The 19,789-nt window shown below is 38.7% G+C and carries 18 protein-coding genes and 1 tRNA gene; 11 read left to right on the forward strand and 8 right to left on the reverse strand.

What is annotated here, in order from left to right:
• The first annotated feature begins 55 nt into the window (after nucleotides 1-55).
• Nucleotides 56-916, forward strand: a complete 861-nt coding sequence (locus CH364_RS06575; protein ID WP_100742765.1) for a flagellar hook-basal body protein — start codon at nucleotides 56-58, stop codon at nucleotides 914-916.
• 131 nt (nucleotides 917-1,047) lie between these two features.
• Here CH364_RS06575 and CH364_RS06580 read toward each other — a convergent pair whose 3' ends face one another.
• On the reverse strand, nucleotides 1,048-1,800 hold the full coding sequence (locus tag CH364_RS06580; RefSeq protein ID WP_100742766.1) for an SDR family NAD(P)-dependent oxidoreductase: 753 nt from the start codon (nucleotides 1,798-1,800) through the stop codon (nucleotides 1,048-1,050).
• 453 nt (nucleotides 1,801-2,253) lie between these two features.
• Here CH364_RS06580 and CH364_RS06585 point away from each other — a divergent pair, with 453 nt between their 5' ends.
• The 4 genes from CH364_RS06585 (at nucleotide 2,254) to CH364_RS06600 (ending at nucleotide 8,056) form a co-directional block, all read left to right on the forward strand.
• Nucleotides 2,254-5,601, forward strand: coding sequence for an MHYT domain-containing protein (locus CH364_RS06585; RefSeq protein ID WP_100742767.1), 3,348 nt, complete (start codon nucleotides 2,254-2,256; stop codon nucleotides 5,599-5,601).
• Nucleotide 5,602: 1 nt separating this feature from the next.
• Nucleotides 5,603-6,622: a response regulator gene (locus CH364_RS06590; protein ID WP_100742768.1), complete on the forward strand. Its 1,020-nt coding sequence runs from the start codon at nucleotides 5,603-5,605 to the stop codon at nucleotides 6,620-6,622.
• Between the two features lie 11 nt (nucleotides 6,623-6,633).
• Nucleotides 6,634-7,494 carry an AraC family transcriptional regulator gene (locus CH364_RS06595; protein WP_100742769.1) on the forward strand — a complete coding sequence of 287 codons (861 nt, stop codon included), beginning with the start codon at nucleotides 6,634-6,636 and terminating at the stop codon, nucleotides 7,492-7,494.
• Between the two features lie 73 nt (nucleotides 7,495-7,567).
• Complete coding sequence (locus CH364_RS06600; protein ID WP_100742770.1) at nucleotides 7,568-8,056, forward strand: GyrI-like domain-containing protein; 489 nt, start codon at nucleotides 7,568-7,570, stop codon at nucleotides 8,054-8,056.
• 32 nt (nucleotides 8,057-8,088) lie between these two features.
• Here CH364_RS06600 and CH364_RS06605 read toward each other — a convergent pair whose 3' ends face one another.
• Both CH364_RS06605 and CH364_RS06610 read right to left on the reverse strand, forming a co-directional pair.
• Nucleotides 8,089-8,820, reverse strand: a complete 732-nt coding sequence (locus CH364_RS06605; protein ID WP_100742771.1) for an aldose epimerase — start codon at nucleotides 8,818-8,820, stop codon at nucleotides 8,089-8,091.
• Between the two features lie 37 nt (nucleotides 8,821-8,857).
• Nucleotides 8,858-9,502, reverse strand: a complete 645-nt coding sequence (locus CH364_RS06610) for a class II aldolase/adducin family protein (protein WP_100742772.1) — start codon at nucleotides 9,500-9,502, stop codon at nucleotides 8,858-8,860.
• Nucleotides 9,503-9,649: 147 nt separating this feature from the next.
• On the opposite strand from CH364_RS06610, the gene CH364_RS06615 reads away from it, so the two are divergent.
• The 3 genes from CH364_RS06615 to CH364_RS06625 all read left to right on the forward strand — a co-directional run bounded on the left by CH364_RS06615 (nucleotide 9,650) and on the right by CH364_RS06625 (nucleotide 12,853).
• Nucleotides 9,650-10,276 (forward strand): TetR/AcrR family transcriptional regulator, encoded by a 627-nt coding sequence (locus CH364_RS06615; RefSeq protein ID WP_100742773.1) that lies wholly within the window; start codon nucleotides 9,650-9,652, stop codon nucleotides 10,274-10,276.
• Nucleotides 10,277-10,459: 183 nt separating this feature from the next.
• Nucleotides 10,460-12,319 (forward strand): PP2C family protein-serine/threonine phosphatase, encoded by a 1,860-nt coding sequence (locus CH364_RS06620; protein WP_100742774.1) that lies wholly within the window; start codon nucleotides 10,460-10,462, stop codon nucleotides 12,317-12,319.
• A gap of 234 nt (nucleotides 12,320-12,553) precedes the next feature.
• A complete protein-coding gene (locus CH364_RS06625; RefSeq protein WP_100742775.1) occupies nucleotides 12,554-12,853 on the forward strand; it encodes a hypothetical protein in 300 nt (99 codons plus the stop codon).
• Nucleotides 12,854-13,018: 165 nt separating this feature from the next.
• On the opposite strand, the gene CH364_RS06630 is transcribed toward CH364_RS06625, so the two are convergent.
• Together CH364_RS06630 and CH364_RS06635 are read right to left on the reverse strand one after the other, a co-directional pair.
• Nucleotides 13,019-13,858, reverse strand: coding sequence for an SDR family NAD(P)-dependent oxidoreductase (locus CH364_RS06630; protein ID WP_100742776.1), 840 nt, complete (start codon nucleotides 13,856-13,858; stop codon nucleotides 13,019-13,021).
• On the reverse strand, nucleotides 13,855-15,285 hold the full coding sequence (locus CH364_RS06635; RefSeq protein ID WP_100742777.1) for a flavin-containing monooxygenase: 1,431 nt from the start codon (nucleotides 15,283-15,285) through the stop codon (nucleotides 13,855-13,857). Before CH364_RS06635 ends, CH364_RS06630 begins: the two co-directional genes overlap by 4 nt.
• A 140-nt stretch (nucleotides 15,286-15,425) precedes the next feature.
• Between CH364_RS06635 and CH364_RS06640 the strand changes: the two genes are divergently transcribed.
• Nucleotides 15,426-16,091 (forward strand): TetR/AcrR family transcriptional regulator, encoded by a 666-nt coding sequence (locus tag CH364_RS06640; protein WP_100742778.1) that lies wholly within the window; start codon nucleotides 15,426-15,428, stop codon nucleotides 16,089-16,091.
• A 92-nt stretch (nucleotides 16,092-16,183) separates the two neighbouring features.
• Here CH364_RS06640 and CH364_RS06645 read toward each other — a convergent pair whose 3' ends face one another.
• Nucleotides 16,184-16,858, reverse strand: coding sequence for a CDP-alcohol phosphatidyltransferase family protein (locus tag CH364_RS06645; protein WP_100743452.1), 675 nt, complete (start codon nucleotides 16,856-16,858; stop codon nucleotides 16,184-16,186).
• Between the two features lie 103 nt (nucleotides 16,859-16,961).
• Between CH364_RS06645 and CH364_RS06650 the strand changes: the two genes are divergently transcribed.
• A tRNA-Asp gene (locus tag CH364_RS06650) sits at nucleotides 16,962-17,038 on the forward strand.
• A 14-nt stretch (nucleotides 17,039-17,052) separates the two neighbouring features.
• Here CH364_RS06650 and fliG read toward each other — a convergent pair.
• The gene (gene fliG / locus CH364_RS06655) at nucleotides 17,053-18,072 is read right to left on the reverse strand and encodes a flagellar motor switch protein FliG (protein ID WP_100742779.1); all 1,020 of its coding nucleotides are present in this window, start codon (nucleotides 18,070-18,072) and stop codon (nucleotides 17,053-17,055) included.
• Between the two features lie 129 nt (nucleotides 18,073-18,201).
• On the opposite strand from fliG, the gene CH364_RS06660 reads away from it, so the two are divergent.
• A complete protein-coding gene (locus CH364_RS06660; RefSeq protein WP_100742780.1) occupies nucleotides 18,202-18,411 on the forward strand; it encodes a hypothetical protein in 210 nt (69 codons plus the stop codon).
• A gap of 22 nt (nucleotides 18,412-18,433) precedes the next feature.
• On the opposite strand, the gene CH364_RS06665 is transcribed toward CH364_RS06660, so the two are convergent.
• Nucleotides 18,434-19,786 (reverse strand): pyruvate dehydrogenase complex dihydrolipoamide acetyltransferase, encoded by a 1,353-nt coding sequence (locus CH364_RS06665; protein ID WP_100742781.1) that lies wholly within the window; start codon nucleotides 19,784-19,786, stop codon nucleotides 18,434-18,436.
• Nucleotides 19,787-19,789 lie beyond the last annotated feature (3 nt).

Here is a 19,789-nt window from a genome sequence, read left to right on the forward strand (position 1 = left end):
TTTTCTCTTGGGGATTTGGCAGATCTTGTCGAAAGAAAGTATAGGTAGGAACTTTATGTTACGAGGACTCTATACTGGTGCCAATGGGATGATTTCCCAACAAGTGAGAATGGACGTGGTCGCCAACAATTTGGCCAATGTGGATAAAACTGCATTCAAAAAAGATACCACGGTCTTCAAAACCTTTCCTGAAATGTTACTCCATCGTTATTCTGAAGATGGGATTGGAAAAACACCTATGGGTTCCTTTGATACATCTCCCGTTGTCGGTAAACTGGGGTTTGGTGCCGAAGTGAACGAAGTTTACACTCGCTTCGAACAAGGTGCCGTAAAAAAAACAGACAATATTTTTGACTTAATGGTGCAAGACCAACCCGGAATGGAAAAACCTGCCTTCTTTTCCGTCCTAACCAACCGCGGCGAACGCCTGACAAGAAGTGGTAGTTTTGTTTTGGATAAAAATGGGTTTGTGGTGACCCCACAAGGATTTCCTCTTCTCGGGGAAAAAGGTCCCATCCAAGTGAACCAAGGAAATTTCCTTGTGAAAGAAAATGGGGAAATTTATATCAATGCAAAACTCGGAACCGCTCCCAAAGACGGAACCAACTTTAGCGAAAACAGATTCGAAGACCCAGTCCTACTCGACAAATTAAAAATCCGCACGGTCGAAAACCCGCGTCACCTAGACAAAGAAGGGGACTCGTTTTATTCCGACACTCACGAATCCGGTGAACCCACAGCTTTCCCAGAACGTCTCGCCCCACAAGTGTTACAAGGTTATCTCGAAGCATCGAATGTATCGGTTGTGACAGAGATGGTGGATATGATTGAAGTAAACCGCGCCTACGAAGCTAATTCCAAAACCATGCAAACCCAAGACAGTTTACTTGGTCGTTTATTCGAAATTATGCGATAGGATTTCTTTTTGGTGAATCCCCGAAAGAATTTCGGGGAGCGGGCTTCTCCGGGGTGCGCTAACGCTCCCGTCTGACATCCGTCAGACCAAGCCCTTCGTATCCCTTTCACGGGAAAACTTTCGATCTCCCCCTAACTTCTAGTTCCCCCATCCACACGATACACCGAACCTGTAATAAAACTGGATTCCTCTGATGCTAAAAATCCAATCAGGTTTGCCACTTCCGCCGGTTTACCAAGTCTTGCCATCGGGATATTTTTTTCCATAGCCTCTTTTCCACGTTCGCCTGCCACATCAAGGATGGCAGTTTCTGTCCAACCAGGACAAACGGCATTGATCCGAACACCAAACCTTGCCACCTCCATTGCTCCTGTTGTGGTTAGTTCAATCACACCTGCTTTGGCCACACAATAAGGCCCAAGGGAGGGCGAAGCACCAAGTCCTGCGATGGATGCCACATTGACAATGGATCCACCCATCCGGTCACCAAGCATCAGTTTTGTGGCATACTTTTGGCACCAAAACACACTGGTTAAATCCATTAGAATCAACCGGTTCCAAACTTCCGTTGTCACCTTATGCATAAACGTAGGTTTGTTGGCAATCCCTGCATTGCTCACCATAATGTCCAATCTTTGGCTGCGAGATTTAAATATTTCTACAAGGGATATAATTTCTTCTTCGATGGTGACATCACATTTGACAAATTCAGCAGATCCACCAACGGATTCAATTTCCAGAACAACTCGTTTGCCTTCTGGTTCGTTGATATCAGAAACAATCACGTGTGCTCCTTTTTTGGCGAGTAAAAGGGAAGTTTCTCTTCCAATACCAAGGGCAGCACCAGTAACAATGGCATTTTTGTTTTTTAAAATTAAATCCATTTGCAAAATTTATTTAGGTTTATGGCATAGGCAATTAAAATATAAATCATTGTTAGATGAATTTTAGCTAAGTAGACCATTCGGTCTCCAGATTCTTAGCGTTTTCCCAATTTATAGTGGTGTTCCAAAAAAAATTGTTAGTGGCATCTTAACCATCAAGGAAAACTTGATCCAGATTTGCCATTCACTAACAATGGGTTTCGTTGAGTTGTATATAATATATATTTAATATTTCGTATATTCGAATATTCAGTTATTAATTATTTGCAAACCCCTTGATTTTGTCGTATAGCAAAAATCACCACATCCATGCTTTCGATTTCGCTCATTTCCATTTTAACTTAGTGCTAGTACTGAAAATAAAAATAATATTTTAGAATCTATCTAATTTACCTAGTATCCAAAGAATCCCTAAATGAATGATAGGATTTAGTTGGTGTAGGAAACGAACAAATGGGGATCGAATTTCTAAAACATTTTTTTATATTAGATGCAAACCAATTCATTTTTGTAGAAGGCACATATAATTATTGGTTGGTATCTCTTTCAATTTTTATTTCGATCTTTGCATCCTGGATTTCCCTATACATGCTTACACGTTTTTCAAACGTGGAAAACAAATACTCTCGTTGGGCCATTCTTTTTACTTCTAGTTTATCAATGGGGGGGGCCGTTTGGTCCATGCACTTTATCGGGATGATGTCTTTTGAATTATGTACAAAAGTCACATATCATAAATCAGTAACCATTCTTTCGATCTTACCTAGTTTTTTTGCTTCCTATTTCGCCTTGCAAACATTAAACAAAAAGAAAATCACCCGCAAAGAACTAATTTCAGTTGGTATTTTAGTTGGAGCAGGCATTGGTTTTATGCATTATATGGGAATGGCCGCAATGGAGATGCGACCAAAATTAATGTATGATCCTTATTTGTTTGTGGTATCTCTCATTGTCGCCATCTCACTCGCAATCCTATCGATATTTATCCAATTTCGATTAAAAGAAACTAAATTAAATATAAAAACAAAGTATTTAACTTTGATTAGTGGAATTGTGATGGGTAGTGCCATTTCTGGAATGCACTACACCGGAATGGCGGCAGCTCGGCTTGTCATTGAACCGGATCAAATTTTGGACAAAACCAGTTCGGACCAATTATTTTTGGCCGCCCTTGTGGGATTTGGAAGTTTTTTTGTCATTGGTTCAGCGGTTGTTACAATTGCTTTTATTAGTTATAAAGACCTCTTTCAAAATCTTTTGAAAAGTGAGTCTAGATTACGTGCCATTATTGAAACAGCTGCGGATGCCATTGTAATGATCAATACAAAAGGTATCGTTTTAGAGTTTAATAATACAGCAGAAAGAATGTTTGGTTGGAAAGCGAAGGAGATAATTGGCAAAAATGTAAAGATACTGATGCCAGATCCCTTTCAAAGAGATCATAATAACTACCTTGCCAACTATTTAAAAACGGGAGATGCAAAAATCATTGGGGTAGGCAGAGAAACTGTAGCAGTTCGAAAAGATGGTACTACTTTCCCAATTCGATTAGCAATTGGTCATACAAAACTTCCACAAGATGATATTTTTGTAGGTTTGATCAGCGATATTTCTGAAAGAGTGATTATCGAAAATGCATTAAAGGAAAATGAAGAACAACTCAAGTCCTTTATTCAAAATATCCCAGGTGTTGTGTATCGGTGTTTGGTTGATGAACATTGGACTTCTGTTTTTATGAGTGATGCCATTCTCACCTTATCTGGTTATCCAGCAGAAGATTTTTTAGAACCCAATCGCAAACGTAGTTTTTCCGAAATTATACACCCGGAAGACCGATCACATGTTGCAAATCTCATTCAAAACGCAGTGGATACTTCAGATACATTTGTCCTCAACTACCGTATCATACAAAAATCCGGTGAAATCCGTTGGGTATTGGAATATGGTGGTTTGGTTTTCGATGAAGAAAAAAAAGTAAAATATTTAGATGGTGTGATTTTAGATAATACCGACAGAAGGATGATAGAAGAAGCACTCATTGAATCCAAAGAAAAAGCAGAAATGGCAGCAATCACCAAAACAACGTTTTTGGCAAATATGAGTCATGAAATCAGAACCCCTATGAACGCAATTATAGGTTTTACGGAAATTTTGTTGTCAGGTGAATTGTCCGGAAACCAAAAAAGTCACTTAGAGACCGTAAAACATTCGGCCAAGTCCTTGTTACGTTTGTTAAATGATGTTTTGAATTCTGCAAAATTAGATCGAGGAGCAGTCGAACTAGAGACTATCGATTTTTCATTACATTCGCTTGTGGATCAAGTTTGTTCCGCAATGGGAATTGAAGCTAAACGTAAAGGATTAGAATTCCATTCTGAGTTATCATCCGAATTAGAAGATTATTATAAGGGTGATAGTTTACGCATTCGTCAAATTCTAACGAACTTACTTGGAAATGCGATTAAGTTCACAAAAGAAGGATCTATCAAATTAAATATTTTCAAAAAAGATAGAGATGTTGTTTTTCATATCCAAGATACAGGGATTGGAATTGCTGAAGATCGATTGGAAAAGATTTTTGATCCTTTTACCCAAGCAGACGTATCAATGAGTCGAAAATTTGGTGGTACAGGACTTGGAACAACCATCTCTAAACAGTTAGTTGAACTTATGAAAGGAAAAATTTGGGTCCAAAGTAAACTTGGCATTGGTTCTGATTTTTATTTCTCAATACCTTTGGAAAAAGGAATCCCAGTTTTTGAACTCAATGAAAAGATTCAACTTGATTTACCAAGTTCCAAAGTCCTGATTGTTGACGATGTAAAACAAAATGTGGAACTAATTCAGCTATTAATGGCAACAAATGGGCACAAGGTGGAGATTGCTCGGAATGGTAAAGAAGCATTAGAATTATTTTTAAACAAACCTTTTGATCTGATTTTAATGGACATTCAGATGCCAGAGATGGATGGATTGGAGGCCACTCGCCAAATCAGGATACACGAAAAAAATCGATCATCAGTTCGAACTCCTATCATTGCCCTTTCGGCCAGTGTATTTGATGAGGATAAAATTTCAGCGAAAGATGCAGGAATGGATGGGTTTGTATCCAAACCTATAGAGCTTCAAGATTTGTTCTCAGAGATCAAAAAGGTTTTAGGCAAACCAAATATCTCTCCTATCCAAAATAGTTTGGATTCAAGTGAACCAGAGTTATTTCAAACGGATCGTGGAATTCGGCTTTTTGGCTCATTAGAAAAATATGTATCTATGTTAGGTGGATTTTTTTCTGATTTTGAAGATGAGTTTCAAAGAAAAGCGCAAACTCTTGGAAAACCTGACGATCAACGGAGTTTTTTGCATAAAGTGCGAGGAGTTTCTTCGAATTTGGGAATCTATTCTTTAGCCGAGGAAACCAATCGTTTGGAAAAGAAATTAAAAAATGAAATTTTAACATTAAACGACTTTGAAAATTTAAAACAAAAATTTGAAGATTCTTTTCAAAAATTTCAAGAAGTGTTTGTTCAGGAATTCCAAACCACCAAAGAAACATCTCTTCCAATCAAAAAAATTCCAGAGGAATCGAAAGAGCATTTGTATAAATCCATTCAAAATTTAACTGACTCTTTTTCTAAAGGGTCAGTCAATCAAGAAGAGTGGAAATATTTATCAAACTTTTTAAGGGGAACTGAATTATTCAATTTTGTTTCGGAAATTGATTTATCCATCCTTCAGTTTGATTTTGAAAATACGATTCAGAAATTAGAAAACTTAAAACTTCAAATTTTGGGAGAAGGTTAGAGTGGAAAAAAATCAGAAACCTAAAGTATTGATTGTGGATGATGAAGCAACAAACTTACAAATTCTCAAAGAAATTCTACAAAAAGATTACCATCTTTTATTTGCAAAGGATGGGAACAAAGGAATTGAGCTAACAATTTCAGAGGAACCAGAACTCATTTTACTTGATGTGATGATGCCTGAGATGACGGGGTATGATGTCTGTAAAATTTTAAAATCGAATGAAAAAACTAAATACATTCCCATTATTTTTGTAACTGCTTTAAATGATGTGGAAGATGAAGAAAAAGGATTTCATTTGGGAGCTGTTGACTATATTACCAAACCTCTTAGCCCTCCAATTGTAAAAGCTAGGATTAAAAACCATCTTTCTTTGGTAAATGTCAATGAAGTGAAAACCACTCGTTTACAGATTGTGCAACGCTTGGGTATGGCATCCGAATATAAAGACAATGAAACCGGAATGCATGTGATTCGTATGAGCCATTATTCGCAAACTCTTGCACTTGCCCATGGTTACTCTTCCGAACAAGCAGAAGAAATTTTAAATGCTGCTCCTATGCACGACGTAGGCAAAATTGGAATCCCCGATTATATCATCCAAAAACCTGGAAAATTAACGACTGAAGAATGGGAAATTATGAAACGCCACCCAGAGATTGGAGCAGAAATCATTGGAGACCATAACTCCAGTTTACTAAAATTGGCGAAGTCCATTGCCATCACACACCATGAAAAGTTTGACGGAACAGGGTATCCTTATCAATTGAAGGGTGAAAATATTCCTCTTGAAGGTAGAATCATAGCTATCGCAGATGTGTTTGATGCTCTAACAACGGTAAGACCATATAAAAAAGCCTGGGAAGTTGAATCCGCCATTGATTTTCTCAAACAAGAATCAGGAAAACATTTTGATCCAGTTTTAGTACAAAAATTCATTACTGTTTTGCCAAAAATTCTTGAGATCAAAGACCAATGGCCGGAAGAAATTGAAATCCAAAAAAGACAAGACTTAAAATGATGTGAAACCTTATGGACTATTATGATCATATCAAACTTGCCATTGATTTTATCGAAAAAAATTTAATTGAAGACATTAGTGCTGAAGATGTTTCAAAAAATGCATTCCAATCCAGATGGCATTTCCAAAGGATATTTCGATATGTAACTGGATTTTCAGTTTATACCTATTTAAAAAAACGCCGCCTCACTGAAGCTGGGAATGATTTAATTTTGGGAAAAGATAAAATCATTGATATTGCATTAAAATACCATTATACAACTCCCGAATCTTTTCTTCGCGCCTTTCGATCCGAATACGGATTGAATCCCTCTGAATATAGAAACCAACTAGAACATAAAAATTTTCCTAAATTGGAGATTGATTCATTAAGAGACGGGATTCGAATTGATGGTTCTAAAATCAAAACACAGATTGTCACAAAAAATGAAATTTCTTTTATTGGAAAAACTTATCGAACCACCATGCAAAAATGCCAAAATGAAATTGATATCCCCAAGTTTTGGGCAGAATTTATGGGAAATGGATATATGGAACCCATTCCAAATAAATTGAATTTTTCTTTGATTGGGATTTACACAAACTGGGATTATGCGGAAAACTTTGACGTATTAATAGGAGCCCAAGTTGCAAAAGATTCAAAGGTTCCCGATGGGTTTGTCACATACAAATTAAAACCAGCAAAATATATGGTGTTTACAGTTCCTGGAAATCAAAATGTAGACATCCTGAATGGTTGGAAATATATCTACGGTACTTGGATGCCAAACACTGGATACGAAAGAGAATTTAGTGATGACTTTGATTTGTTCGATGACAGGTTCCAGTCACAAACAAATCCAGAATCCGAAATTTACATTCCCATCAAATAAACTCATTAGCCTGACGCTTATAAAAAGCACAAAAAGTCAAGAGACCAGAATGAAGTTGGTGTAGGATTTTTTTATGGAACCAACTACAATCAACAAAATTCATTTAGACCCAATGACCCTTGTCGGGATCACGGCACGAACTTCCAATGTGATGGAAATGGCTGGGAATGGAAAAATCGCTGCCCTCTGGCAGAAGTTCTGGGAAGAGGGAATCCTTTCCCAAATTCCTGACCCTTTAAATCCTTCTGAAATCGTTGTGGCATATACAGAATTTGAAACTGACGAAAACAGCGAATACACCATTCTCATTGGTACTATGGTGGGATCATTTGATTCTCTTCCACCGCATTTAAGATCGATTCATGTTGCTGGATCTGATTATATCAAAGTACAAACGGAGTGGGGTCCAATCTCTGAGATTGGAATCAAAACATGGAAAACTATTTGGTCTGAAGAAAAGTACCGCAAAAACCGTTCTTACAAAACAGACTTAGAAATTTACGGTGCCAATGCGACAGACCCTAATCATTCCCAGTTTGATATATACTTGGGAATCAAATAGAATCTGTTCGAAATTGTAAAATATAGAAGAAATCAGTAAGCCTTAAATCCCGTTGGCCTTTCGCCACGGGCATAGGCGGCACTAGCTTTTTTTTCATCTTTGATGAGCCTACTTTTTGCGATGAAACGTACCCACCAAGGTATATTTCGGATGGGACTTCCAGTAGAATGAGCAAGAAGATAGGCTTTAGAACATTTTTCGATCAACTCACAATTGTATATGGCTTTCTCTCGAGTCACACTCGTGATGACCACTGCCTCTTCATCTAAAAATGCATTGGCTCCGCCGAGAACGATAGACGATGGTTCTACTGTTCCGTCAATTCTTTTAGGTATCTGAAACACAGGTGCACCAAGTTGTCGGCACTGTTCATCAAATACCAATGGAAGAGGATGGTCGAGTGTTTTTAGTAAAGAACCCCACTCAGGTTGAAACGAAGCGATGGCACCGATATCAGATCTCAAAGAATATAAACTCGCATGGAATCGAATTTGATTGAGAGTTTCTTCACTTAGTGATTGGATTCGAATGGATGTTGTTGGGTTTTCGATTGGGAACTCTGTGATTTCTACTCTTGATTTTTTACCTTCCCCTCTATGAATGAGAAGGAAACTTCCTTTGCCTGGAATACGAAAAGAAAGGTCTGCTTTATGATTTTGTAACAAACCTTTGGAATCCAAACGATGCCATAAATGATTTAATTCCTCTTTATTGGTTTGTGATTCTAATTGATGGTTCTGTTTTTTGATTGTAGTCGATTTCATTTTGATTCCTTGCTTCTAATTCACGATTTTCTTTTTGTTAGAGAGCTTCGATTAATTGAGTTCTCATTTCTCGTGGCATGTTGGATGCATTTGGATTTTTTTCGATTCTAGTTTTAAGAAAACGAGCGGCTTCTTTTTCTAATAATTTTACGTTTGCGATTGCTTGGTCCAAACTCATTGCACCACAGACAAGACCATGATTCCGCAAAAGATAACCGTTTGTTTCTTTGATAATTCTTTTTCGAAAGGCTTTGACAAGAAAGGAAGTTCCAGAGGGAGCATAAGATACAATTCGTACAAAATTACCTATATTTTTTTTTCCTTCATGGGATTCGATGTCCATATCCATACCAAGTAAGGAAACAGCACTGGCTAAAGGTTGGTGAGTGTGTAAACTCACTTGGATTTCAGGTCTCAAACTAAAAAAGGAAGCATGAATTCCGCTTTCAGTGGTTGGTTGTTTGGTTCCATCTACCATCTTTAGATCTTTGATTTGTAAAATACAAAGATCTTCTGGTTTCATTGTATAATAGTCAGTTGCAGAAGGAGTGACTGCCATCAGTTCCGAATCGATCCTCACTGCTAAATTTCCACCAACACCCGCTAAAAAACCCAAGTCAGCTAACTTGATACAGGCGGAAAGCATTGCCTTTCTTACAGTCTCTATTTTTGAATCTTTCATTGCTTTCGTCTCCTGGTTCGGGTGAAGTGAATACCCGACATCTGTCGATTATAATTTGAAATCTTTTGGGCATTTGTCGACTATTTTTTCGTAATCATGCCATTTTTTGCTTGAATCAACGTGAAAACTCGGCATCTGTCGAAGGAGATGCGAAAACAAACAAAAGTTCTCTCGGAGAAGACCTCAGATCTTGTGGGACGACCGGCCATCCTTGTCCAAGCATTACGGGAACTTTTGCGGATCGAATCACCGGAATCCATTACTTATGCGAAGGTTTGTGAAAGGGCAAATATCCCGAGAGCCTCGGCTTATCATTTTTTTCCCAATATGGGGGCATTGTATCTTGGACTTCGTTTGGTACATTCGGAATTGGTTTCCGAACGTTTGGCAAAGGTAAACACTTCTGTTTTTGCCACTTGGCAGGACTATGTATATTTTCTTGCTAAGGAAGCTGCGGCTGTAGTTTGCGAAGACCAAGCTTTGATGCGTGTGGTTTACGGAGTCAGAAACGAAGAGACGAAATTCATTGGCAAGGCTTTGGATGAAACCATCTCTCAGTTGGCATTATCGCAAGTACAAGAAAGGTTTGTTTTACCCGAATGGCCAGAAGCCTTACGTAAGGTAGGAATTGCCGTTTCAATCATTGATTCTGTCTTTCGATTTTCCTTTCGAGAAGGCGGAGAGATCACAGAAGAAATGGTAAACGAAGCGGGAAGGGCCGCCGTTGCCTATTTACGTTCCTATTTGCCTGAATATCTAAAATACAGGAAATGAATTCCATTCACGATTGTACTGATTCCCTTTCGTCCTATAAAAAATAATCGACAATTGTTTGTTTTTTGTAAGATTACCTCTTACGCCTTTTTGGGAGGGACCAATTCTGAAAGTCCTTCGTTTGCGATGCGTTCGGTTGTTTCCATTAAAATTTCTGAGAGTTTGTTTGGTAGGAGAGTCTGGATGATCATCAATCAATTCCAATCATTGGTTCGCAAGTGGAATCATATCTTAATTCAATTTGTTTCTTCTGTTCTTGGACCGACAGATCGATTTGTGATGCGTCATCGGATTTTGAATGGAACCCTTCTTGCCGGAATCATTGCGATGGGAGTCGGACTTAGTTCTGAATTCTTTCGTGAAGGATTTGAGATTGGTGGCCTCATTTCACTTTGGGTAGCTTTTGGGTTTGCCTGCCTTTTTTATTATTTGGCTCGATTCAAAAACAAGTTTCAAATCCTTATCCTTCCTACCTTTATCATCAGTTCTCTCACCTCTTTTTTACAAATTAAATACAGTGGTGGAATTGTTAGTGCTAACGTAATGTTACTTGCTCCCATTCTGGTTTTGAATATGCTCATCCTTGGAAAAAAATTTGATTGGATGGCCATAGTATTTTTTGTTTCAGCCTTATTTGGTGTAAATTATATCCAGACAGTACATCCAGATTGGTTTTTCGATTATTCTTCAGAAAAGGCTCGCAGTGAAGATTTTCTCATCACAGGTGTCTCTATTTTATTTTTACTAGGACTGATGTTACGAACTCTCAATCGTTCTTATGAAGATGCGATTGGTGAAGTCAGCCGTTTGAAATACCAACAAGATGGAGATTATTATCTTACTTCTCTTCTCACTCGTCCACTATCAGGGATTCGCTTTCGTTCGAAATCCATTTTGTTTCAAACTTATATCAAACAAAAGAAGTCATTCCAATTTAAAAGCAGGGAATATGAGTTGGGTGGGGATATTTGTGTAGCAGACCAAATTGTTCTCAGGGGACGTAGTTATTGCGTTTTTGCGAACGGGGATGCAATGGGTAAATCCATGCAAGGGGCTGGAGGTGTTCTCGTATTTGGCACCGCCTTTCGTGTTTTGATTGAAAGAACTCATAGAGAGGGAATCCTTTCTGGGTATTATCCTGAACGATGGTTACACACTGCACTGAATGATTTGAATGATGTTTTCGAAGGGTTTGAAGGTTCTATGTCGATGTCACTCCTTCTTGGTTTAGTGGATGAAGAAAATGGATTTTTGTACTATATCAATGCAGAACATCCTTTTCCAATCCGTTTGAGAGATGGGAAGGCAAGTTTTCTATCTGAAGAAGCTACCAATTTCAAATTAGGGATGCAAAAGGACAAAGCAAGGATCGAAACCTGTTGGATTCGTCCTGGAGATACCATTATCATCGGTTCCGATGGTAGAGATGACCTGAATATTGGAAATCCAATGGATCCAAACCGAGTGATCAATATGGATCATACTTCAATTTTATCACATGTGGAAACAAGTGAAGGGAATATTGAAACTTTAGGAAAACGTCTTCAAACAATTGGAGAACTTACAGATGATCTTTCCTTGCTGAGTATCCAGTTTTTTCCCCAGTCTCAGTGGAATTTTAATCAAAGGGAGAAAAATTTAGAAGAACCGATCCGACTTCATAAGAAAAATCAGGACATAGAGGCACTTCAATTACTCACTCAGTATGCTGATGTCCATCCATTAGATCCTGCTGTATGGAAATTATTGTACCGAGTGTATCGTAAATTGGAGAAACCGGCGGAAGCAGGTCGCGCCGCTGAGAACTTTTCTAATCTACACCCTTCAGGGCTCCAAATGATCTTTGATGGGGCCATCCAGTATGCCAAAGCTCATTTGGTAGAGGATGCGATTGATATGGCAGAAAGAATTTATAGCAGAAAACCCGAGGTAATTCCAGTAATTAAGATCCTTTCTCGACTCTATCAAAAGTCGAAACGGCCTGACAAAGCAAAAGAATACCAAAAGGAAATCCTTAGACTACAAAATAAGAGCACCAATTGAGTCAAAAGAAGCAAGGTTCAACTCGTACCTTAGGGGTTAGGTGAATTTGGATAAACAATTTTATTGGTGGTGAAAGGGTTCTTTTACAAACGATCTCGTTAAAATAGAATCATTTTTAAATAATTTACTATTGTTCGATTAGTCATAACAAAAATGAATTTACTTTTAAGAATCCAAGCTTTGTTATCGTACCCTAGAAGGAAGATTTGATACTATCTTCATAAGGTTACACGAATGGAAGAAAATGAAACAATAGAAATACCACAAATCCAAGAAGAACCTGCTCCAGAAGTAGCAGTAGTGGTTAAAAAAGCAGCTCCTAAGAAGAAAAAAGCCGCAAAAAAGAAAGCAGCGAAGAAAAAAGCAGCTCCTAAAAAGAAAAAGGCAGCAAAGAAGAAGAAAGCTGCTAAAAAGAAAAAAGCGGCAAAGAAAAAAACTAAGAAAGTTCTCACTAAAAAGAGACCAGCGAAAAAGAAAACTGCTAAGAAAAAAGCAGCGAAGAAAAAAGTCGCAAGAAAGAAAAAAAGACGTTAAATCCGTTTGGGATAATAGCTTCGTTTAAAGCCTTAGATTGGCTTTGTAATGGAACCTATTATCCCGTTCAATAAGAATTCAATCCTCCAATTCCTGAAGACTCATTGGAACATCTCCGTTCCGAATTTTATTTCATTCCAATTCACATTCTTCTTACCGAATCTTCTATTGATTTATAATTCCTTTCGCTTTTAACCATTTCTGTTGGTTCCGTTTGCCAATCCATAAGAGCACAGGCGATAGTTTTCCCATAAGTGCGGGGAAAACTGCAACCAATCGGGAAATGAGTCCATCTGAATAGGGAACGTATATTTCTAAGGTCCCTTTTTTGATTCCTTTCATGACAGCCCGGGCCACTTTGTCTGGAGATTGCACTTGATTTACCCAATTGAGTGCAGTGCCACCATTTAATGCTTCATGTAAAAGCATGGGAGTGTCTACAGCGGCAGGATAAATCCCTGACACTTTAATTTTCGTATTCTTTAGCTCCTCATAAAGGGCAGTTAAAAATCCTCTCAGTCCAAATTTTCCTGCGGAGTAAAGAGATGAATCGGCTAAGGCAATAATTCCGCCAATCGAAACAATGGATACGATGGCACCTTCTCCTCGTTTCAACATTAGCGGAAGGATCCCATGCGTAATTTGAATGGGACTAATCAAATTGATCCAAATTTGCCTTTGTATGTCGTTCAATGTTTGGCTAATAAAAGGACCTTCTTTGGTATATCCTGCATTGTTAATCAATACACTGATTTCTGGATAATCTTTCTGAATGGAGTGAATTAGATTTTGAATTTCATCTGGGTTTGTTTGGTCGCAGACAAACAAACGAGGATTCCCTTTTAGTTTTTCTTTTACCTGCGACATTTTTTCTAAACTGATGTCGGAAAGAAGCAATTGGTATCCTTCCTCTTCCAATCGGAGTGCAATCGCCTCTGCAATCGCACCACCTCCACCGGTAATTAAAGCAATTTTATTAGTTTGATTTTCAATGTTTTTCTTCATTGGGAACTTCCGAAAGTAGTTGTCTGGGTTTTCGATCCGGAAGGAAGGATTGTTGATTTCAGAAAGTTGAATTGCCCTGGTTTCAGTTCCAACCAACCCATTTTCTTTTGAACTTTGGATCTATAGTTTTTATAAGCAACTTGATTGACATAAACGGAATGACGCCCTGTATTTAAGTATTGAATTTTACCATTTAACAATGGCCTATCAGTTTTGATGAGATTGGCAAAACGTAGAGAGGATGGGTTTCCTTTTCGTCTAACTTCAATGTAGGAAGCAATTAAATTTGCCATTTCATCAAACATCTTGTAGGCGCCACCATCGGTTTCCATATAACCTAGGGCATATAAATTTTCGAAATTACGATTGAACAAAGTTAGGTAAAGATCGGGTCTACCATTTTTCCATTCAAAATACTTTTGATCCATATAGGGAATGGACCAGTTGTATCCTGTAGCAAGAATAATGAGGTCTATTTTCTCCTTAGATCCGTCTTTAAATACTACTTTGTCACCTTCAAGTTTTTCTATATCAGATTTTGCGATGACATCCCCGTGCCGTAAATAATGGATTAACTGGTCGTTGATGATGGGATGAGTTTCAAATATTTTATGATCTGGTGCTGGTAATCCAAGTTTTGTTAGGTCACCAACAAGAAATTTCAATAACTTACCAAATACCAATTGAGAGACCCAATTAGGAATCCAATGAGCACCATCTCCAAAAACATCAGCAGGTTGGCCCAGTATATGTTTTGGTATGAAATGATAACCTCGTCTAACGCTGATAAATGCTTGTTCTGCATTGGCTCCTGCATCACAAGCTATATCACATCCAGAGTTACCTGCGCCTACAATGAGTACACGTTTCCCATGAAAAATGTTTGGAGTTTTATAATTTACACTATGTAATATTTTTCCGGTAAAACTACTTTCACCTTCAATTTTTGGTTGGTTTGGTGACCAAGTAATTCCACTGGCACAAACAATTCCGCCAAATAAATACTTTTCTTTAGAACTTGTTTCAACAAGCCAATTACCATCTTTTTCTTTAATATCTTTTATTGATGTGTTGAATTGAATCCATGGATAGAGGTTGTAAGTTTTAGCAAAATCTCTGTGGTATTTTAAAATTTGTCGGTTGGATGGATAGTCTGGATAATCCTCTGGCATCGGGAAATCAAAATAACTAGATAAATACTTTGAGGAAATAAAGTGAGCACTTTCATACATCGGAGAACCTGGATTACTTATATCCCAAATCCCACCAACATCGTTGTGTTTTTCAAAAACTAAAAAAGGAATGCCTTTTGCTAGTAGGGACCTCGCCATTGTTAGGCCTGCAGGCCCGGCACCCACGATACAAATTGAATCTGATTTATCGATGATTCCTCTAGAATTAAGTTGGTTGTTTTTTACAAGATCCATATTTCCTCTCATTCTCAAAAACATGATCATTGATCATATTTTTGAGATCATTGATCATAAATTAGAATCAGTCAAGACCAAATTAAGCAGTTTGGGAAAAAAAGAAGTGCAAATTATCATAAGGAAATTCTCCTTTTCTTATGAGTCTTGAGTTCAAAATCCCTGTCCAAACTAGAAGTCGTGACCGAGTCGAACTCATTTTAAAAACGGCTAGGGACCTGATCGGTGAAAAAGGAATCGATGCAGTGAGTATGCGAGAGATTGCTCAGACAGCAGGAATTCAAATTGGATCTTTATACCAATACTTCCCAGGAAAGAGTGCATTGTTGTTAACTATCATGAATCAGTATTACGATTCATTGTATGACGAAACAAAAAGAATCTTAGAACCAGTGCGAACTATTGTTGAACTAGAAGTGGCAGCAGAAATTGCCTTCAAACAATTTATTACTGTATTTCAAAAAGACCCGGCCCTTGCCAATCTTTGGGCAGGTGCCCGGGCCATTCCGGAATTAGTATCCGAGGACAATCGCGATACATATAGAAATGCGGAATTAATAGTAAGAACTACTTTACGTTGCCTGCCTATCTTAAAGGAATCAGAAGTTAGACCTTTTGCATTGTATTTTAGTCACACCATTGGTATGGTCATCAGGTTTGTTCGGGAAATTGAAGTGGATCATGGAAAAGCAGTTATGAAAGAAACTTTAGAAATTCTAAAATTGAGACTTCGAGAGTTTGAAAAATTGGCAAAACAAAAATCCAAACAAAAGAAGAAGGGTAGTCAAAAAATAAATACTAAATAAAAACAGGTTGCGACAAGAGCTTACCATCACAATGCGGAATTAGTTTTGTAATTCAGAATCCTTTGGTATTGCATTTATGATTGGAAATCAAATTAGATTTTTTGGTACTTCTTTGCTTGTTTTTTGTTTTCTGGATCTAATTCAATGGCCTCTGGATGAAAAACTATATTCCAGTACCGAACCACGTAAGCGACAACACCTGCTGTGAGTACAAAAAGTAAAACATAGGCAGAGATCACTGGATGGAGTAAAAAAGCATAGGGCGCACCAAACTGTAAAAAGTAAGGTAATGACATATACCAAATCACTGATACGGCAACAATCCCTACACCAAATTTTCCCCACCAGTTAGGTCTTCCCTGTAATCCTCTTTTTAAATACAAATAACCACCAAGCCAAACACCGAGTATTTCTCTGATAAAATAGGTAATTAGGATCCAACTAGGAAAATCAAAATGAATGGTAACTACAAAGAGTCCGCCGAGTGTGACTAGTTTATCACAAACTGGATCTAAGTATCTACCGAGGGTGGTTTCTTGGTGGAGGAGACGAGCAAAGAGCCCATCTAAATAATCGCTCACAACTGCGGCCAGTGCATAAAAGATCGAGGCAAAAAATGCACGTATGTTAGCCGGATCATTTGCATAAGCATAAGTGCTTTGGAAAAAAAAGGGGAGTAACAATACCCGGAACACAGATAAAAAATTGGATAGGGTAAAGATACGATCCTGGAAAAGGTCTTTGGCTTTTTTTTCTTCGATTTGCATAGAACCAATGCCAGTTTCTAAAAATTCTAACGAAAGGCAAGAAAACAAATGAAAACAGTGTTGACTCTCGGAGTCGATTCTATACTTTGGTTTTTATTCCGATGGAGTTGTAGCTCAGTTGGTTAGAGTGCCTGCCTGTCACGCAGGATGTCGCGGGTTCGAGCCCCGTCAACTCCGCCATCGGTTTTTCCCCTTTACTCAATATACTCTTCTTTTTCCTTCTTAAACAGAATCTGATTTTCTTCTTCTAAGACCCTGGCAACTTGAACAATTTTACTTCTTGCTTCGTTTATCTCTCGTAAGGTGACACGAGGTTTCATGTCCAAAGCATCTAAAATATCCTCCGATCTATTTTGACTCATATTGTTTAGGAATTTTTTCCTGATTTCATCCCCAGCACCCCGGATGGCAAGGGATATGGAAGTGTCATCAGCCAAACGATTGATTAGGATTCGCATTTCTTTATTATCCAAGGAAAGAATGTCTTCGAATGTATAGAGTTTTTCACGAACTTGGTCGGCCACATCAGGAGATGATTCTTCCAGTTCCGAAAGGATGGTTTCTTCGGCCCCTTTTTCCATAAAGTTCAAAATGTTCGCAAGGACGTGAGCACCACCAGCTTCGGAGTATTCCTGTTTGTCTCTTTCTTCGTATCGTTTTTTGAGAATGCGAGCAATGTTTTGGATCACATCGGGATGGGTTTTGGATGTGGTGGCGAGTCTTACAGCAATTTTTGCTTGTTCTGGTTTCGGAAAAAGTTTCAAAACATCGGCTGCCTTTTTTGGATCCAAATGCGATAAGGTCACAGCAATGATTTGTGGGGATTCGGTTCCAAGCATTCCCTGTAAAACCCCTGGTTCCACTTGGTTTAAAAATTCAAAATCGTTTTTCGTTTCTTCTTTATGGATTTTTTTTAAGATCACATTGGCTTTTTCTGCGCCCACTGTATGTTCCAAAAGGGACTTGGCCGTGGAGAGCCCACCGGATGTGGTTTCGTTTAAGTCTTCGATGGTATTATGAAATTCTTTTAAAATGACTTCTCTTTCTTCTTTGGAGATGGAGCGGATTTTAGACATTTCCAAAATCACAGCTTCGAGCATAGAGTCGTCTAGGTGTTTTAGAACATCGGCAGCTCTTTCTTTGCCAAGGGATAAAAGGAGTAGGGCGGCTTTCCTTACGCCAGGAGTGGCGGATGTACTGTTCTCAGGCTTCATGTGACATAATTCTCCCGGTTTCCTGATACTGTCAAAAAAAACTTACCTAATGAGACAAAATTTTCTAAAGGTCTCATAAAATCGTACGATACCCTTTGTAAGTTACAAAGATAAGGAACAGAAAACCAGATGGACAAAGCACACAAATTCAAAAACACACTCGAAAGATACATCCACTACCGAGGAATTGATATCGTTCTTCACCTCAAAGACGGCAAAAGCATTGAACTTGATAAAAATCGCCAAATGATGGATGATATCGTGATCGGGAACTTAGCAAGTGGTGTGGTTCGTATCCCCATCGCCGACATCCAAAGCGCTGATTTTTTCGCAGCTTAATCCATTCACATCATCTTAAGAGTTAAACCACGCCGGCCATAAGGCTTGGTTGTTCGAGTAAACTCTTTAGGGTTCTTAAGAATTCGGCCCCGACAGCACCATCGATCACTCGGTGGTCGCAAGAAAGGGTGAGTGACAAAACTCGGCCAGCTACCACGGCCCCGTTTTCCACAACTGGTTTGTCTTCCACAGAACCAACTGCCAAGATTCCACTTTCTGGTTCATTGATGATGGCTGTGAACCGACTGATCCCATACATTCCTAAATTGGAAATGGTAAAGGTTCCGCCAGAGAATTCTTCGGGTTTTAATTTTCTCTCGCGGGCTCTTTTTGCAAGTTCCTTCACTTCTTTCGAAATTTCTAATATGGATTTTTTATCTGCACTTCGGATAACAGGCGTTAATAGTCCGCCGTCGAGAGAAACCGCTATCCCCACATCCACTCGACCAAACTGCAAAATGGAATCACCTTGGAAACTGGCATTGACTTTGGGATGAAATCTCAGGGCAGCCGCTGTGGCTTTGACGACAATGTCGTTTAGGCTGACTTTTACTTGGAGTTCTGGATCTAAATGTTTTTGAAATTCCAAAAGTTCTGTGCGAAAGGATTCCATTGCTTTGGCATTTACATCCACATTCAAATAGAAGTGGGGGAGATTTTGTTTGGATTCAGTCAGGCGTTTGGCAATGGTTTTACGCATTCCATTCAAAGTGACCACCTCGTCCGAACGAGTTGACACAACACCTGCGGATCTGGAGTTTCCACTTCCTTGGCTTAAAGTATCCAGAACATCTTTTTTAGTAATCCTTCCCTCAGGTCCCGTCCCAATGACTGTATGCAAATCTATCCCTTGTTCAATGGCAATAGATTTGGCAAGGGGAGATGCAAGGACACGAAGACCTCCTCTGTTGGCAGACAAAGCAGGGTTTGTTATATTTTCTTTTGGCTGTTGAATTGGTTTTGTTTGCGGAGAAGGGAGAGCATTCGTTTCATTATTTGTGATGGTTGTAGCAACCGGTTCTTGTACTGTCGGCTTTGCCGTTTGGGCTTCAGATTCCGTTGGGGGTGTTGCTTCCACTTTTGTTTGGTTTGGTGTATTTTTGGGTAAATCAGCTAACAGAGAAGATACATCTTCTCCTGGTTTTCCAATTACGGCCAGAGCCTGTCCCACTTTTAATTTGGCACCTTCGGTATGTAGGATTTTCAAAAGTACACCTGATTCAAAGGCTTCCATTTCCATCACGGCTTTGTCTGTTTCCACTTCGGCGATGATATCGCCAGGAGAGACGGAATCTCCTTCCTTTTTTAACCATTTCACAATGGTTCCTTCTTCCATCGTAGGGGAAAGTTGGGTCATTTCTTGAATTTTTGCCATGGG

Origin of the sequence: Leptospira harrisiae (assembly GCF_002811945.1) — a bacterium.
GTDB lineage: Bacteria > Spirochaetota > Leptospiria > Leptospirales > Leptospiraceae > Leptospira_A > Leptospira_A harrisiae.